Raw genomic sequence first — 15,200 nt, forward strand, 5'->3', positions numbered from 1 at the left:
TTTCGGTCCGTGTCCTGCCCTGAACGCTTCAGTCGTATTCCGTTGCAGGGCAGTTCACTTCGCGTGACCGGTTCGTTACAAACTCAGCAAATTCTCACCAGTTTCTTTGCCGACACATCGCTCGACTCAAAGGATCCGTAAAGCCGCAGGCCTCACCATTAATCTCATGACGACTGAGGCGTTGTCCGCCGAATTGATCGAACGCTACCTGTGCACCCGTGGCAGCCGCTACTTCCGCGGCCAGCACGACGGTGAATTCTTCTATGTCGCAAACACCCGTCCGCGACGGCTGCATGTCCACCTCGGGATCTCTCGTTGGCACCGCGACGAGTTCACGATTCAGGTCACGCCCGGCTGCTTCTTCCCCGCCGCCGACGGTGACGAGCTGGCTGAGCTTGCCGACTCGTGGAACCGGCGCAGCCGCGACGTCGTGGTGACCGTCCACGGATCCTCTGACCCACAGCGGGTCGGCGTCCTCGCGCGCAGCTCCCGCAAGGTTCGGGAACCCGTCGACTTCGACGACTTCGCGACCTACATCGACCACACCATCGCCGCCGCGATCGAGTTCTTCGCCGGTGTGGACTCGGTCGCCGAGTGCCCCTCGCAGCCGTTGGTGTTAGACGCCGGCTGAGCCGTCCCCGATGCGTGGAACCCGCAGCAAACGGATATGACATTCTCCCAAAAAGAGAGTAACCTATGTCAAACGCGGTGTGCCCTGGGGTAACGGCCTCGCGCTGGCAACTACTGGTAGGAACACAACCGCGGGGGAATCGCGATGGGCAACGCCGAGGAAGACAGCCTCGAAACCGCCAAATGGGATCCGGCGTTCACGCAACAGGTGCGCAACACCGTCGGCCCGGTGGTCAATCGCTGGTTTCGGGCCGAAGTCCGAAACCTCGACAACGTTCCGCCGGCCGGTGGGGCGCTGGTGGTGTCCAACCACTCCGGCGGCATCTTCACGCCCGACGTGCTGATCTTCTCGTCAGCGTTCTACGACAAATTCGGTTACGGCCGCCCGGTGTACACCCTGGCTCACTACGGGGTATTCCTGGGACCGTTGGACGGCTGGCTACGCCGGGTGGGCGTTATCGAAGCCAGCCGCGAAAACGCGGCCACCGCGCTGCATTCGGGCGCGGTCGTGTTGGTCTTTCCGGGCGGTGACTACGACTCCTACCGGCCCACGCTGAGCGCGAACACCATCGACTTCAACGGGCGCACCGGCTATGTGCGAACCGCCATCGAAGCCGGAGTGCCGATCGTGCCCACTGTCTCGATCGGGGCTCAAGAGACCCAGCTGTTCCTGACCCGGGGCAACTGGCTAGCCCGCAAGCTGGGAATCACCAAGGCCCGCATGGACATTCTGCCCGTCAGCTTCGGCTTCCCGTTCGGGCTGAGCGTCATCTTTCCGCCGAACCTGCCGTTGCCGTCCAAGATCGTCACCGAGGTGCTCGAGCCGATCGACGTGATCGCCGAGTTCGGCAAGGACCCCGACATCGACGAGGTCGACGCCCACGTGCGTTCGGTGATGGAAGCCGCGCTCAAGCGGCTGGCCGCCCAGCGCCGCTTCCCCATCCTGGGCTAGCCGGCTAATGCTTCAGGTGGCCGCGATCCACGACGACCTGACTGCCCGAGATATTCGCGGACCCGTCTCCGGCAAGCCAGGCGACGACGACATCGAGTCTGCCGAATTGATCGATCGCATCGGCAATCAGCTGTTGTTGGTCGGCCAGATTGCGGATATCGATTTCGCGAACCAGTGCCTTGCATCCCGAATTCTTTACTGCCCGAGCCGTTTCCACCAGTTCGTCGGAAGTAGCGGCCGGGTAGCGGATGGTTGGGGGAAACGGCGGCGCACACATCTACTGCGACGATATCCGCGCCTTCGTCGGCAAGTCGAAGGGCATGCGCGCGTCCTTGCCCACGCGCCGCCCCGGTGACCAGCGCGACGCGGCCCTGCAGGCTAGTGGTCACTGGCTTCCTCCCCAGAGTGCTGAGACCTCCCACCTTCGATCGTGCGCCCCACATGCAGCATCGACAATGACGCGTCTCCTAGCACGCAAGAGGCGCCGTCTCCTACCGCCGATCATTGGCGGCCGGCGACCCACATCAAACCCGGAAGCATTACGACATAGTTGTTTTCAGGTCGCATCGACACGGCGAGGTGACGTGTGAAAAGACTCAACGGCATGGACGCCATGCTGCTCTACAGCGAGACGCCGAACCTACACACGCACACACTGAAAGTCGCGATACTCGACCCGTCCGACTTCCACGGCGAATTCGACTTCGAGACCTTCCGTCAGCACGTGCGCCGCCGGCTGCACCTGTTGGAACCGTTGCGCTACAAGCTCGTCGACATCCCCGGGCAGCTTCACCACCCGATGTGGCAGGAGAACTGCGACGTCGACCTTGCCTACCACTTGCGCCGCGTGCAGGTGCCCGACCCGGGCGGCCGGCGAGAACTGGACGAGGTCATCGGGCGGGTGGCGTCCACGCCGCTGGACCGCAGCCGTCCGCTGTGGGAGTTCCATTTCGCCGAGGGGCTTGCCGACGGCCGATTCGCCTTGATCGGAAAGGTGCACCATGCGTTGGCCGACGGCGTCGCCTCGGTCAATCTGCTGGCGCGTGCGATGGACCTCAAGGGCACGGTGCCCGACGAGCGCGACAACGACGAGGCAGGCATCACCGCGACCAAGGGTGATCTGCTGCGGGCGGCCGCCAGAGACCATGTCCGCCAGATCGCGGAACTGCCCGGACTGATCAAGGACGCCGCGGTGGGCATGAGCCGGGTGCGGCGCCGGTCCAAAGAGCGCGGGGATCACCCGGATCTGGCCGATGCCTTCGCCGCACCGGCGACCTTCCTCAACCACGTGGTGTCACCGCAGCGCCGCTTCGCCAGCGCGACGCTGCCCTTGGCCGAGGTGAAAGCGACCGCCAAGGCATTGGGCATCACCGTCAACGACATGGTGCTGGCCATAGCCACCGGCGGATTGCGCACGCTGCTGTTGAGCTACGACGGCCAGGCGCAGCGTCCGATCATTGCTTCGGTGCCCACCGCCACCGACAAGTCGGACCGCATCACCGGTAACGAGATCAGCGGTCTGATGATTTCGCTGCCGGTCCACATCGCCGATCCCGCCGAGCGGGCGCGGCTGGTCTCACTGGCGACGCGGATCGCCAAGGAAGACCACGAAATCATGGGTCCCGAACTCTACGGCCGGATGATGGCCTATCTGCCGACGGCATTCGCCCCGGCCGCGTTCCGGTGGCTCGGCCGCCACGACGTGCCCAACAAGCTGATGAACGTGGCGGTCTCGAGCGTGGTGGGGCCGCGTGAACGCGGTCATTTCGGTGGCGCCGCCGTCGCGGAGATCTACTCCACCGGGGTGCTCTCGCCGGGCGCACCGGTCAATATCACCGTGTGGAGCTATGTCGACGGGCTCGGGATCGCGGTACTCACCGACGACCAGACGTTCAACGACCCGCATGAAGCGACCGACGCCATGGCACGGGCCTTCCTCGAATTACGCAGTGCCGCAGGGCTTCCCGGGCCGAATATGTCAAGCGGCGAGCACGGCGTCCAGCGCTGAATAGAACAAGCCCAGGCCGTCATCGGAGGGACCGGTCAGTGCTTCGATGGCATGTTCGGGGTGTGGCATCAGCCCGACCACGCGGCCGTTGGCCGAGCTGATGCCGGCGATGCCACGCATCGAGCCGTTGATGTTGTCGTGGTACCGAAACACCACCCGTCCCTCGCCCTCGAGCTCGTCGAGCACGTTCTCCGGCGCCACGTAGCGGCCCTCGCCCGATTTCAGCGGGACCAGCAGATCGGCGTCGGGCTCGAAGCGCGACGTCCACGCCGTCGAGTTGGAGGCCACCCGAAGCCACACGTCGCGGCAGATGAAGTGCAGACCCGCGTTGCGTGTCAACACCCCGGGCAGCAGCCGGGTCTCACACAGCACCTGAAAACCGTTGCAAATTCCCAATACCGGCATACCGCGACCCGCCGCGTAGACCACTTCCGACATCACCGGGGCGAAGCGAGCGATCGCGCCGGCCCGCAGATAGTCGCCGTAGGAGAACCCGCCCGGGACCACGACCGCATCGACCGATTTGAGGTCGGCGTCGGCGTGCCACAGGCTCACCGCCTCCGCACCGACCCGGCGCACCGCACGAGCGGCGTCCACGTCGTCCAGCGTGCCGGGGAAGGTGATGACGCCGATCCGCGCCGTCACAGCACTTCCCGGCTGATCGTCCAGTCCTCGATCACGGTGTTGGCCAACAGTGATTCTGCGATCTCGGCGAGCGCGGAATCGTCGACGGTATCGTCGACCTCGAGCTCAAACCGCTTGCCCTGACGGACATCTGAGATCCCGTGATGTCCGAGTCGGCCCAGCGCGCCGACAATCGCCTGACCCTGCGGGTCGAGAATCTCCGCTTTGGGCATCACATGAACGATCACCCGCGCCACCGGCGTTCCTCCTGACGAGTCGCTGTCGGCGCCAACTCTACCGGCGGCCGTTGCCGGACGCGGCTCACGGGCACGAGGCGATATACGCCTCGCACAGCGGGGCCGTCATGGAGTCCAGTACCTGGTTGTCCGCCATCGAGGGCCACGGCGCCTGCGGCGGCGCGGTAGACCACAGCGTCAGCTCGCTGATCGTGCTGCTCGCGACGTGCGCGACCAGGTAGGTATGCATCACCACGGGCCCGCTGATCACCGCGGCCATCCGGTTGGGTTCGTCGGTCGTGATCGAGGGCGACTGCAGCGGCGCGCCCAGCTGGCAGCCGCGCAGCACCGCGACGGCATTGCCGAACACCGAGGAGGCGATCGCACCGCCACGGGCGGTATCACCGCGCCAGTGCACGATCTGGGCCTTGAGCTGCCACTGGCCGCCCGGATGGTCGACACTCGCGCGGGCCGCCACCGCCGAGGCGCGGGGGTCCTGCGCCAACGGCTGCGCGGCGCACAGCTCCTCGAACCTGAACCTCGGCCCGTTGCCCGCCCCGGTCACCTGCACCGCCAGGCCCGCCAGCGCGGGCCAGTTGTAGGTGGAGTTCAGCGGCACGGCGCGCTGCTGTATCCACGCGGTGGCCGGGATCTGGTCACAGGTGGGCGGACAGGCCTCCGGCTCGGCCGGGGCCGGAACCACGAAGATGAGGGCGGCCACCAGGCCGCCGGCGACCAGTATCGTCGCGAAAACTACCCGCACACGACCACCCCCGTCAGGGCACAATCGTAGGCATGCAACTGACGCATTTCGGGCATTCCTGCCTACTTGCCGAGTTCGATCACACTAGCGTGCTCTTTGACCCCGGAACCTTCGCGCATGGCTTCGAGGGCATCACCGGCCTGGACGCCATTCTGATCACACACCAGCATCCGGATCATGTCGACCCGGCGCGACTGCCGGCGCTGATCGAGGCCAACCCCGGTGCGGCGCTTTACACCGACTCGCAGACCGCGGCGCAGCTCGATGCGCCCTTCCAGGCGGTGCACGCCGGCGACGAGCTGACGGTCGGTGGACTGAGGATTCGGGCGCTCGGCGGAAAGCATGCGGTGATTCACCCGGACATCCCTGTGATAGAGAACCTTTCGTATCTGGTTGACGACGGTGATCATCGCGCGCGGTTGATGCATCCGGGTGACGCCTTGTTCGTGCCCGACGAGCCGGTCGACGTATTGGCCGCACCGGCGGCCGCGCCGTGGATGAAGATCTCCGAGGCCATCGATTACCTGCGCGCGGTGTCCCCGACGCGGGCGGTGCCCATCCACCAGGGCATCGTCGCCCCCGAGGCGCGGGGCATCTACTACGGCCGGTTCACCGAGATGACCGACACCGACTTCCAGGTGCTGCCGGAGGAAAGCGCGGTCACCTTCTGACGTCGGCGGCGGCTTCGAGCGTCACGCCAGCGCGACGTTCGCGGTTCACCGTCACTCTGGCGTGACATTCGGCTAAGCGAGTACCGCTAGGTGATGTCGTCGGCGGCACCGCGACCGGCGGCGCGGCCGCTGAAGATGCAGCCGCCCAGGAAGGTGCCCTCCAGGGCGCGGTAACCGTGCACGCCGCCGCCGCCGAACCCGGCCACCTCGCCCGCCGCGTACAGTCCGGTCAACGGGGTGCCGCCGTCGGTGAGGACTCGCCCGCCCAGGTCGGTCTCAATGCCGCCCAACGTCTTTCGCGTCAGAATGTGTAATTTGACCGCGATCATCGGCCCGGATTTCGGATCGGTCAGCCGGTGCGGCGCCACCACTCGTCCCAGCCGGTCACCCAGATACCCGCGAGCGGCGCGGATCGCGGTGATCTGGCCGTCTTTGGTGAATTTGTTGGCGACCTCACGATCGCGGGCGGTCACCTCCGCTTCGACCGTGGCATAGTCCAACGGGGCCACGTCGGGCAGCTTGTTCATGCCGCTTACCAACTCGCCCAGGGTATCCGCGCTGACGAAGTCCACACCCCGATCGATGAACGCCTGGACCGGTCCGGGCGGCCCGGAGCTGGCCCGGTTGCGCACCAGCTCGCGCACACTCTGCCCGGTCAGATCCGGGTTCTGCTCCTGCCCGGAAAGGGCGAATTCCTTCTCAATGATCCTGGCGTTCAAGATAAACCAGGTGTAGTCGTACCCGGATTTGGTGATGTATTCCAGCGTGCCCAGCGTGTCGAATCCGGGATACAGCGGAACCGGCAACCGCTTGCCGGCCGCGTCCAGCCACAGCGACGAGGGGCCCGGGATGATCCTGATGCCGTGCAACGGCCAGATCGGGTCGTAGTTCGTGATGCCCTCGGTGTAGTGCCACATCCGGTCGGGGTTGATCACGCGGGCCCCGGCCTGCTGGGAAATGCCGATCATCCTGCCGTCCACGTGGGCCGGCACGCCGCTCAGCATCTGCTCGGGCACACGACCCATTCGCTTTGGCCAATTCTTGCGCACCAGATCGTGGTTGCCGCCGATCCCACCGCTGGTGACTATCACTGCGGACGCACGAAACTCGAATTGACCCACGGCTTTTCGCGACGATGACACTCCGCGCGGTTGAGTCGACGGCTCGAGCACGGTACCCCGGACGCCGGTCACCGCGCCGGCCTCGACGATCAGTTCGTCGACTTGGTGCCGGTGCGCGAAACGGACCGTGGAGCGATCCCGCAGTTGCCGCGCGAAGATGTCGACCAGGGCCGGGCCGGTGCCCCAGGTGATGTGGAACCTGGGAACCGAGTTGCCATGCCCCTGCGCGTTGTAGCCGCCGCGTTCGGCCCAGCCGACCAGTGGAAACAGTTTCAGGCCCCGTTCACGCAGCCAACTGCGCTTCTCCCCGGCCGCGAAATCCACGTAGGCATGCGCCCATTGCCGTGGCCAGTAGTCCTCTTCGCGATCGAAAGCCGCTGTGCCCAACCAGTCCTGCAACGCGAGCTCGTGACTATCCCGAATGCCCAGCCGGCGCTGCTCGGGGCTGTCGACGAAGAACAGACCGCCGAACGACCAGAAGGCCTGACCGCCGAGGTTGGCGCTGTTCTCCTGATCAAGGACCAGCACCCGCAAGCCGCGGTCCACCAACTCACAGGCGGCCACCAATCCGGAGAGGCCGGCCCCGACAACAATCGCGTCAGCGGCGAAGCCGGCTGCCGAAGAATCGCCCATGTCGGATCAGGGTAGTGCCCGGGCCGCAGCGATTAATCAGACGGCTTAGCTCAGGCCGCGTCGAGAACCGCCCTGTCGGGCCGCCAGCGGTAGACCGTCGGCGTGCACCCGTGCATCGAAGCCAGGTCGACGGCGTCGAGCATCGCCTGCAACGGCCCCGGCTTGCGCAATTGGCGGGCGGCAACCGCTACCCGCACGATCCCGCCGCGACGGGCGATCCGCTCGGAGGACAGCACCACCATGCGGCACCACCACGGCTCGGTGAGGAATCCTTCTCCGATGCCCAGTACCCGGGTGCGCACGGTGGCGTGGCGGACCAGGTCGGTGATCCCGTGCAAATCAGCGAGAAGCCGGAAACCGTTGCCCGGCAATGCCTTAACGACGCCAGGCGAGACGGTCCAGCCCGGTGCGGCGAACAGCCGGGTACGCAGTCCGAGGTGCTCGAGCACCCGGTCGGCGGCCATCAGCCGAAGGTTGGCCTCATGTGCCCGCAGGATGGCGAACTCGCCACGCCGCTTCTTGGTCGCCGCGTCGTCGTAGCCGTGCAGCACAATGGCGTCGCCACCGGCGCGCCGGGCGGTCAGCCATTCGACGGTGCGCGGATCGTGGTCCAGCCGGTAGTCGCCGGACAGCCGCGGAGCGACCAGCAACGAAACCGGTACCTTGCGGGAATCCATTTGTGCGCAGAACGCCTCGACGTCGTCCAGGGTGCGCTCGCCTATCCCTGAGACCGAGACGATCAGTTTTCCAGACACACCCGCAGTTTGACGAGCGCAGGTGTCGGGATGGTGAAGGACACGCAGACTGCAGGCGTATATCGACGCGTATGCCAGACGTCACTCCCGACTCCGATACGGCTTTCGCCACAACGTAGTTGGGCCGCTCCACGTGACGTCCACCACCCGGCGTTGCACGCTGCCGGCGGCCCGCCCCGCCACACGCCGCGAGCAAACGCGGACCACCGTCGCGATCAGGAAACGGTTCGATATGCTAAGCAACGCCATGGAGAAGGCCCGTTCCGCAGCGGGCGACGCCGCGCTGCCCACCGCCCCCGCCGGGCTCCCGGGTGCGAAGGAACGTGTGTATCCGGACAAACTGGACGCGCCACTGCTGCGGATTTCCGGTGTGTGCCTGCTGGCCACCATCATGGCGATCCTGGATGTCACCGTCGTCACCGTCGCGCAACGCACCTTCATCGCCGAGTTCGAGTCCAGCCAGGCCGTCGTCGCGTGGACGATGACCGGCTACACACTCGGGTTGGCGACCGTGATTCCACTGACCGGCTGGGCGGCCGACCGGTTCGGCACCAAACGGCTTTTCATGGGCTCGGTGGTGGCGTTCGTGCTCGGCTCGCTGCTGTGCGCGTTGGCGTCAACGATATTGCAGCTCATCATATTTCGCGTAGTGCAGGGCATCAGTGGCGGCATGCTGATGCCGCTCGGATTCATGATCATGACGCGCGAAGCCGGCCCCGGGCGACTCGGTCGCCTGATGTCGATATTGAGCATTCCCATGTTGCTCGCCCCGATCGCCGGGCCGATCCTGGGCGGCTGGCTGATCGACACCTCCAGTTGGAAGTGGATCTTCCTCATCAACCTGCCGATCGGGCTCGCCACGTTCATCCTCGCCTGGGTCGTGTTCCCGCGAGATCACCCTGCGCGGTCGGAAACGTTCGACGTCGTCGGCGGGTTGTTGCTCTCACCGGGGTTGGCGACGTTCCTGTTCGCGGTGTCGTCCATCCCGCGCTACGGAACGGTCGCCGACCGTCGCGTCTTGATACCCGCGGTCATCGGCCTGACGTTGATTGCCGCGTTCGTGGTGCACGCATTGCGCCGCGCGGATCATCCGCTCATCGATCTGCATTTGTTCCAGAACCCGGTCCTCACCCGGGCCAATGTGACGATGCTGCTGTTCGCCGGCGCATTCTTCGGCGCCGGTCTACTGCTGCCGAGTTATTTTCAGCAGGTGCTCCACCAGACGCCGATGCAGGCCGGCGTGCACCTGATCCCGCAGGGACTCGGCGCCATGCTGACAATGCGATTGGCCGGTCCACTCGTGGATCGACATGGTCCGGGCAAATATGTGCTGGCCGGTATCGCGATGATCATCGCCGGCCTGGGCACGTTCGCTTTCGGTGTGGCCAGGCATGCCGGATATGCACCCACCCTGCTGGTCGCGCTGACGATCATGGGTCTGGGGATGGGGTGCACGATGATGCCGCTGTCGGTGGCGTCGGTGCAGGCACTGGCGCCGCACCAGATTGCCCGCGGCACCACGCTGATGAGCGTCAGCCACCAGGTGGGCGGCTCGGTGGGAACAGCGCTGATGGCGATGATCCTGACCGACCAATTCGACCGGAGCCCCGACATCGTCGCGGCGAACAAGCTCGCGGCGCTACAGCAGCAGGCCGCGATCAGCGGCGTGCCGGTTGATCCGTCACAAATACCACATCAGTCACTCGCCCCCGGATTTTCGGCCAATCTCTTGCACGACCTTTCGCAGGCCTACACGTCCGTATTCGTAGTGGCGGTGATATTGGTGGCTTTCACCATCATCCCGGCGTCATTTCTGCCCAAAAAGCCCGCCGTCCAGACTGCCGTCGAATAGTCCAAATAGGGTTCTCGAGCAGCACCGATACCAGCTCCGCACGGTCTGGTGAAAATGGTCTTACGCCCTGATTCGGCACGGGTGGAATTAATCCGCGCGAGTGTCGAGACGATGACGGCCGGGCGGTCGGCACGGGCGGATCGCGGCCCCTGCGCCCGGGCTTAACAGGTCGGGAATACCGGCAAAGCGACCAAATGGCGCGGTCGTCTCGTTATGCTCGGCCGTATGCTCAGCGACGCTATGGAAGGCGCGCGTTCCGCAGCCCCCAACGTCGCGATCCCCCTCGCCTCCGCCGGACACAGTGCCACGGCAGGCCGCGACTACCCCGACAAGCTCGACGCCAAGCTGATGCGCGTCGTCTTCATCTGCGGGCTGGCCGCCGTGATGGCGGTGCTCGACAGCACCGTCGTCGCGGTCGCTCAAGGCACCTTCGTCACCCAGTTCAATTCCACCCAGGCGGTCGTCTCCTGGACCGTGGCGGCCTACATGCTCGCATTTGCGACCGTCATCCCGGTGACCGGTTGGGCAGCGGACAGATTCGGCACCAAACGGCTCTTCATCGGTTCGGTCCTGGTGTTCATGCTGGGCTCGCTCCTGTGCGCGATATCGCCAACCATCATGCTGCTCATCGTCTTTCGAGTGGTCCAAGGTATCGGCGGCGGCATGTTGATGCCACTGAGCTTCGTGATCCTGACTCATGAGGCGGGCCCGAAGCGCGTCGGCCGACTGATGGCCATCGGGGGAATTCCGATCCTGCTCGGGCCGATCGGGGGGCCCATCCTGGGCGGCTGGCTGGTCGGCGCCTACGGCTGGCAGTGGATCTTCCTGATCAACCTGCCGATCGGCCTGCTCGCGATCGTCCTCGCAGCAATCACCTTTCCGAAGGATCGCCCGGCCCCGGCGGAAAGACTCGACATCGTCAGCGTGCTGCTGCTGCCGCCGGGTGTCACGCTGTTTTTGGCCGGGGTCTCGTCCATCCCCGCACAGGGCACGGTAGGCAGTCCGACCGTGCTGGTGCCGACGATCATGGGGTTCTTACTGGTCGCGGCATTCGTGCTGCACTCCTTTCGCACCGACCATCCGCTGATCGACCTCCGCCTTTTCAAGAATCGCGTGGTCACTCAAGCCAATCTCGCCCTGCTGGTATTTGGCGCCCCGTTCGTCGGACTGGGACTGCTGGTTCCGAGTTACTTCCAAGTGGTGATGCATCAAACACCGATGCAGTCCGGGATGTATGTGGCCCCGGTCGGCCTGGGCGCGGTCCTGACGATGCCGCTGGCCGGGGCATTCATGGACAAGCGCGGACCCGGCCTGATGGTGCTGATCGGCCTTCCCACGATGGCGGTGGGTCTGGGCATCTTCACCTATGGCGTCGCCACGGAGGCCGCTTACAACCCGACGCTGCTGATCGGGCTGGCCATCGTGGGCCTGGGAGTCGGCTGCACCACGACGCCCCTGTCGGCGGCGGTCCTGCAGTCGCTGGCCCCGCATCAGGTCGCGCGCGGCACCACGCTGGTGACGGTCAACCAACAGGTGAGCGGATCGATCGGCGCGGCGTTGCTGGGCGTGATCCTGACGCAGCTGTTCAACCACAACGAAACCCTGGTGACGGCAAACAAGCTCGTCGCGGCCCAACAGCAGGCCAGCGGGCAACGCATGCCGATCGAAGCCTCGTCCTCGGCATGGAAAACGATGGGCCCTGAATTCGCCACCAACGTGACGCACGGCCTCTCCCACGCCTACACGGCGGTCTTCGTGGTGGCCGTCGCGATGGTGGTGTTGACGATCATCCCGGCCGCGTTCCTTCCGACCAGGCGCCCGGAGCCGGCGCAAGACCCCGAGCCGGCCGAAGCGCCGGCCGACTGAGCCTGCTCAGCCCCGGTCGATGACGACGCGGCTACCCGTGCGCATCCCCGCCGAGATCGTCTTCCTCGTCGCCGCCGTAGCGGTCGCCGTCGGCAGCGGCTAGCAGCCACGCGTACTGAAATGCGGTCTCCTGCCAGCCCCGGTAGCGACCACTGACGCCGCCGTGGCCCGCCGCCATCTGTGTCTTGAGCAGCACCGTGTTGCCGTCGGCATTGGCGTACCGCAGCGCCGCAACCCATTTGGCCGGCTCCACGTAGTAGACTCTGGTGTCGTTCAGCGAGGTCATCGCCAGGATGGCGGGGTACTTCTTCGTCTCAACATTCTCGTACGGCGAGTACGACTTCATGTACGCGTAGACTTCGCTGTCGCTCAAGGGATTTCCCCATTCGTCCCACTCGGTGACGGTCAGCGGCAGTGAGGGATCCAAGATCGTGGTCAGCGGGTCGACGAAGGGGACCTGAGCGAGGATCCCGGCGAACAGATCCGGCGCCAGGTTGGCCACCGCGCCCATCAGCAGCCCACCCGCGCTACCGCCCAAAGCCACCAGCTGCTGCGGGCGCGTCACTCCCGAGTCCACCAAATGCTGCGCGGCCGCCACGAAGTCGGTGAAGGTGTTCTTCTTCTCCAGCAGCTTTCCGTGCTCGTACCACAACCGGCCCATCTCTCCCCCACCGCGGACGTGGGCGATGACGAACACCATGCCCCGGTCCAGCAGCGACAACCGCGAGATGGAAAAGGTTGGGTCCGTGCACATCTCGTAGGCGCCGTATCCGTAAATAAGGGTGGGCGCGGGGAATTGGAGGCCGGTGCGGTGCACGATCGAAACCGGGATGCGGGTGCCGTCGGAGGCGACTGCCCAGTCCCGCCGCTCGACGTAGTCGCTCGGCTGGTAGTCACCGAGTACGGGTTGCTCACGCAACAAAGTGCGCTCGCCGGTACCCAAGTCGATGTCGTAGACCCGCAGCGGCGTGACGAGAGACCCCGCCCTGATCCGCAGCTTGGGTGAAACCCAGTTCGGATTGCCGCCCAGGCCAGACGACATCAGCTCCGAATCGAAGGCGATCTCCTCGGGCTCACCGTATTCGCCATCAGAACCGATGGGCCACAACTGGATTCGCGGCAATGCCGCACGCCGGTAACTGATCACCAAGTGACCGGCAAAGGCGTCCGCGGCTTCGATCCGAACGTCGTCGCGGTGCGCGACCAGGGTGCGCTGCTGGGTGGGATCGCCGACCGGAGCCTCGGTGAGCATGAAGTTCACCGCACCGTCGTTGTGCAGGATCAGGAAGCGATCCTGTCCCCCGACCACCGCATGCTCCACCGAGTATTCGACACCTTCACGGCGCGGCAACACGACGGTGAACTCCGCCTGCGGGTCCGCGGCATCGGCGTAGCGCACCTCGGATGTGATGGACGAGCCCGAGGCGATGAACACATATGCCTCGCTTCGACTCAGTCCCGCCCCAAGCCAGAACCGTTCGTCTGCTTCGTGATACACCAGTTCCGACGGCTCCCCCGAGCCCAGCCGATACCGCCATACCTTGTCCGGGCGGTGGGCGTCGTCCAGAGTCAGGTAGTACACGGTCCGGTTGTCGGCTGCCCAAGTCACTCCGCCCGCGATGTCGGCGATTTCGTCCGGATACTTCTCGCCGGTCCGTAAGTCCTTGAACCGCAGCGTGTACCGTTCGTCCCCGATGACGTCGACGGAATAAGCGAGCAGGTTGGCGTCCAGGCTGACCAGTGCGGCACCCAGGGCGAAGAAGTCGTGCCCGTCGGCCTCTTCATTCGAATCGAGCAGTACCTGCTCGCCCGGTATTTCGGTGTTCTCGTCAAGAACCGGCGGGTCCCAGTCATCGGGATCTGATACCGGACAACGACATTGGACGCGATACTGCTTTCCCTCAAAAGTGCGCGAGTAGTACCACCAGTCGCCCTGCCTGGTCGGCACCGACAAATCGGTTTCCTTGGTGCGCGCCTTGATCTCGTCGAAGATCTTTTGCCGCAGCGGTTCCAGCTGGGCAAGGGCATGGTCGACGTAGTCGTTCTCCGCCTCCAGGTAGTCGATGACTTCGGGATTCGACTTCTCGCGCAGCCACTCGTACGGATCGACGAACACATCACCGTGGTGCTCGCGGGTGGTGTCGATCCGTTTCGCGACTGGCGGGGTACCGTCAGCGGTCATGCGGCCGGGCCGATCCAGTCGCCGAAGCTCAAGCCGGAAATCCGTTCGTAGGCATTGACATAACGATCGCGGGTGGCGGCGATGATGTCATCCGGCAGTGGTGGTGGCGGTTGCGTGCCGTGCCGGTCCCAGCCGGACGCGGGGCTGGTGAGCCAATTGCGGACGAACTGCTTGTCGAAACTGGTCTGGACCACCCCGACGCGGTAATCCTCGGCAGGCCAGTACCGCGACGAGTCCGGGGTGAAGATCTCGTCGGCCAGCAGCAGATTGCCGTCCCGGTCGGTGCCGAACTCGAACTTGGTGTCGGCGATGATGATTCCCCTCGTCAAGGCATGATCGGCGGCCTGCACATAGATCTGCAGCGTGCGGTCGCGCAACTGGTTGGCCGCTACCGCACCCACCATCTCGATCACCCGGTCAAAGGTGATGTTCTCGTCGTGATCACCCAGCGCGGCTTTGGTCGCCGGGGTGAACAGTGGCTGGCTGAACTTGCTGGCCTCCACCAGCCCAGGCGGCAGCGCGATTCCGCAGACCTTGCCGGTCGCCTGATAGTCCAGCAATCCCGAGCCGGTGAGATATCCGCGGGCCACACATTCGACCGGCATCATCTCCAGCTGGCGCACCACCAGCGCACGGCCCAGCACCTCGTCCGGAATGCGCGGGTCATCGGGCGGTCCAGCCAAGTGGTTGGGTGCCTCGACCAGGCCGAAGAAGAACACACTCATCGCGGTCAGGATGCGGCCCTTGTCCGGGATCGTGCTGTCCAAGACGAAGTCGTACGCCGAGATCCGGTCGCTGGCGACCAGCAACAGGTGCTCGTCGTCGATGCGATACAGCTCGCGGACCTTGCCGCTGGCCAGATGCTGGTAGTCGGACAGTGCAGGGCGCATCGGGCCAGCCTATCGGC

At 65.3% G+C, this 15,200-nt stretch carries 13 protein-coding genes and 1 pseudogene; 6 read left to right on the top strand and 8 right to left on the bottom strand.

Going from position 1 to position 15,200, the window contains the following annotated elements; genetic code table 11:
* The first annotated feature begins 166 nt into the window (after nucleotides 1-166).
* Together MAAFP003_RS24200 and MAAFP003_RS24205 are read left to right on the top strand one after the other, a co-directional pair.
* Nucleotides 167-631, top strand: a complete 465-nt coding sequence (locus MAAFP003_RS24200; RefSeq protein ID WP_096290187.1) for a type III secretion system chaperone family protein — start codon at nucleotides 167-169, stop codon at nucleotides 629-631.
* 144 nt (nucleotides 632-775) lie between these two features.
* Nucleotides 776-1,582, top strand: a complete 807-nt coding sequence (locus tag MAAFP003_RS24205; protein WP_096290188.1) for a lysophospholipid acyltransferase family protein — start codon at nucleotides 776-778, stop codon at nucleotides 1,580-1,582.
* Between the two features lie 79 nt (nucleotides 1,583-1,661).
* Here MAAFP003_RS24205 and MAAFP003_RS24210 read toward each other — a convergent pair.
* Nucleotides 1,662-1,959: pseudogene (locus MAAFP003_RS24210) on the bottom strand (SDR family NAD(P)-dependent oxidoreductase); the annotation flags it as partial.
* A gap of 209 nt (nucleotides 1,960-2,168) precedes the next feature.
* Between MAAFP003_RS24210 and MAAFP003_RS24215 the strand changes: the two are divergent.
* Nucleotides 2,169-3,590 carry a WS/DGAT/MGAT family O-acyltransferase gene (locus tag MAAFP003_RS24215; RefSeq protein ID WP_207768605.1) on the top strand — a complete coding sequence of 474 codons (1,422 nt, stop codon included), beginning with the start codon at nucleotides 2,169-2,171 and terminating at the stop codon, nucleotides 3,588-3,590.
* On the opposite strand, the gene purQ is transcribed toward MAAFP003_RS24215, so the two are convergent.
* The 3 genes from purQ to MAAFP003_RS24230 form a co-directional block, all read right to left on the bottom strand.
* The gene (gene purQ, locus MAAFP003_RS24220) at nucleotides 3,561-4,235 is read right to left on the bottom strand and encodes a phosphoribosylformylglycinamidine synthase subunit PurQ (RefSeq protein WP_096290191.1); all 675 of its coding nucleotides are present in this window, start codon (nucleotides 4,233-4,235) and stop codon (nucleotides 3,561-3,563) included. The two genes, MAAFP003_RS24215 and purQ, sit on opposite strands and share 30 nt — an antisense overlap.
* Nucleotides 4,232-4,471 (bottom strand): phosphoribosylformylglycinamidine synthase subunit PurS, encoded by a 240-nt coding sequence (purS, locus tag MAAFP003_RS24225; RefSeq protein WP_096290192.1) that lies wholly within the window; start codon nucleotides 4,469-4,471, stop codon nucleotides 4,232-4,234. The genes purQ and purS overlap by 4 nt, the downstream gene beginning before the upstream one ends.
* Nucleotides 4,472-4,535: 64 nt before the next feature.
* The gene (locus MAAFP003_RS24230; protein WP_096290193.1) at nucleotides 4,536-5,213 is read right to left on the bottom strand and encodes an ATPase; all 678 of its coding nucleotides are present in this window, start codon (nucleotides 5,211-5,213) and stop codon (nucleotides 4,536-4,538) included.
* Between the two features lie 32 nt (nucleotides 5,214-5,245).
* Here MAAFP003_RS24230 and MAAFP003_RS24235 point away from each other — a divergent pair, with 32 nt between their 5' ends.
* Complete coding sequence (locus tag MAAFP003_RS24235; protein ID WP_096290194.1) at nucleotides 5,246-5,884, top strand: MBL fold metallo-hydrolase; 639 nt, start codon at nucleotides 5,246-5,248, stop codon at nucleotides 5,882-5,884.
* 86 nt (nucleotides 5,885-5,970) lie between these two features.
* On the opposite strand, the gene MAAFP003_RS24240 is transcribed toward MAAFP003_RS24235, so the two are convergent.
* Complete coding sequence (locus tag MAAFP003_RS24240; RefSeq protein ID WP_096290195.1) at nucleotides 5,971-7,638, bottom strand: FAD-binding dehydrogenase; 1,668 nt, start codon at nucleotides 7,636-7,638, stop codon at nucleotides 5,971-5,973.
* A 50-nt stretch (nucleotides 7,639-7,688) separates the two neighbouring features.
* Nucleotides 7,689-8,393, bottom strand: coding sequence for a DUF2334 domain-containing protein (locus MAAFP003_RS24245; protein ID WP_096290196.1), 705 nt, complete (start codon nucleotides 8,391-8,393; stop codon nucleotides 7,689-7,691).
* A gap of 232 nt (nucleotides 8,394-8,625) precedes the next feature.
* Here MAAFP003_RS24245 and MAAFP003_RS24250 point away from each other — a divergent pair, with 232 nt between their 5' ends.
* Both MAAFP003_RS24250 and MAAFP003_RS24255 read left to right on the top strand, forming a co-directional pair.
* Complete coding sequence (locus MAAFP003_RS24250; RefSeq protein ID WP_243394188.1) at nucleotides 8,626-10,245, top strand: DHA2 family efflux MFS transporter permease subunit; 1,620 nt, start codon at nucleotides 8,626-8,628, stop codon at nucleotides 10,243-10,245.
* Nucleotides 10,246-10,470: 225 nt separating this feature from the next.
* On the top strand, nucleotides 10,471-12,111 hold the full coding sequence (locus tag MAAFP003_RS24255; RefSeq protein ID WP_096291382.1) for a DHA2 family efflux MFS transporter permease subunit: 1,641 nt from the start codon (nucleotides 10,471-10,473) through the stop codon (nucleotides 12,109-12,111).
* A 31-nt stretch (nucleotides 12,112-12,142) separates the two neighbouring features.
* Here the strand turns inward: MAAFP003_RS24255 and MAAFP003_RS24260 are convergent, their stop codons facing one another.
* Nucleotides 12,143-14,293: a S9 family peptidase gene (locus MAAFP003_RS24260; protein WP_096290197.1), complete on the bottom strand. Its 2,151-nt coding sequence runs from the start codon at nucleotides 14,291-14,293 to the stop codon at nucleotides 12,143-12,145.
* A complete protein-coding gene (locus MAAFP003_RS24265) occupies nucleotides 14,290-15,183 on the bottom strand; it encodes a phosphoribosylaminoimidazolesuccinocarboxamide synthase (protein ID WP_096290198.1) in 894 nt (297 codons plus the stop codon). Before MAAFP003_RS24265 ends, MAAFP003_RS24260 begins: the two co-directional genes overlap by 4 nt.
* Nucleotides 15,184-15,200 lie beyond the last annotated feature (17 nt).

Origin of the sequence: Mycobacterium ahvazicum, assembly GCF_900176255.2 — a bacterium.
Taxonomy (GTDB): domain Bacteria; phylum Actinomycetota; class Actinomycetes; order Mycobacteriales; family Mycobacteriaceae; genus Mycobacterium; species Mycobacterium ahvazicum.

What these genes read in the sequence shown, in the direction of transcription:
- MAAFP003_RS24235 (WP_096290194.1), top strand. Translation starts at nt 5,246, where the DNA reads ATGCAACTGACGCATTTCGGGCATTCCTGCCTACTTGCCGAGTTCGAT.
- MAAFP003_RS24265 (WP_096290198.1), bottom strand. Translation starts at nt 15,183, where the DNA reads ATGCGCCCTGCACTGTCCGACTACCAGCATCTGGCCAGCGGCAAGGTC.
- MAAFP003_RS24250 (WP_243394188.1), top strand. Translation starts at nt 8,626, where the DNA reads ATGCTAAGCAACGCCATGGAGAAGGCCCGTTCCGCAGCGGGCGACGCC.
- MAAFP003_RS24200 (WP_096290187.1), top strand. Translation starts at nt 167, where the DNA reads ATGACGACTGAGGCGTTGTCCGCCGAATTGATCGAACGCTACCTGTGC.
- MAAFP003_RS24205 (WP_096290188.1), top strand. Translation starts at nt 776, where the DNA reads ATGGGCAACGCCGAGGAAGACAGCCTCGAAACCGCCAAATGGGATCCG.
- MAAFP003_RS24255 (WP_096291382.1), top strand. Translation starts at nt 10,471, where the DNA reads ATGCTCAGCGACGCTATGGAAGGCGCGCGTTCCGCAGCCCCCAACGTC.
- MAAFP003_RS24260 (WP_096290197.1), bottom strand. Translation starts at nt 14,293, where the DNA reads ATGACCGCTGACGGTACCCCGCCAGTCGCGAAACGGATCGACACCACC.
- MAAFP003_RS24240 (WP_096290195.1), bottom strand. Translation starts at nt 7,638, where the DNA reads ATGGGCGATTCTTCGGCAGCCGGCTTCGCCGCTGACGCGATTGTTGTC.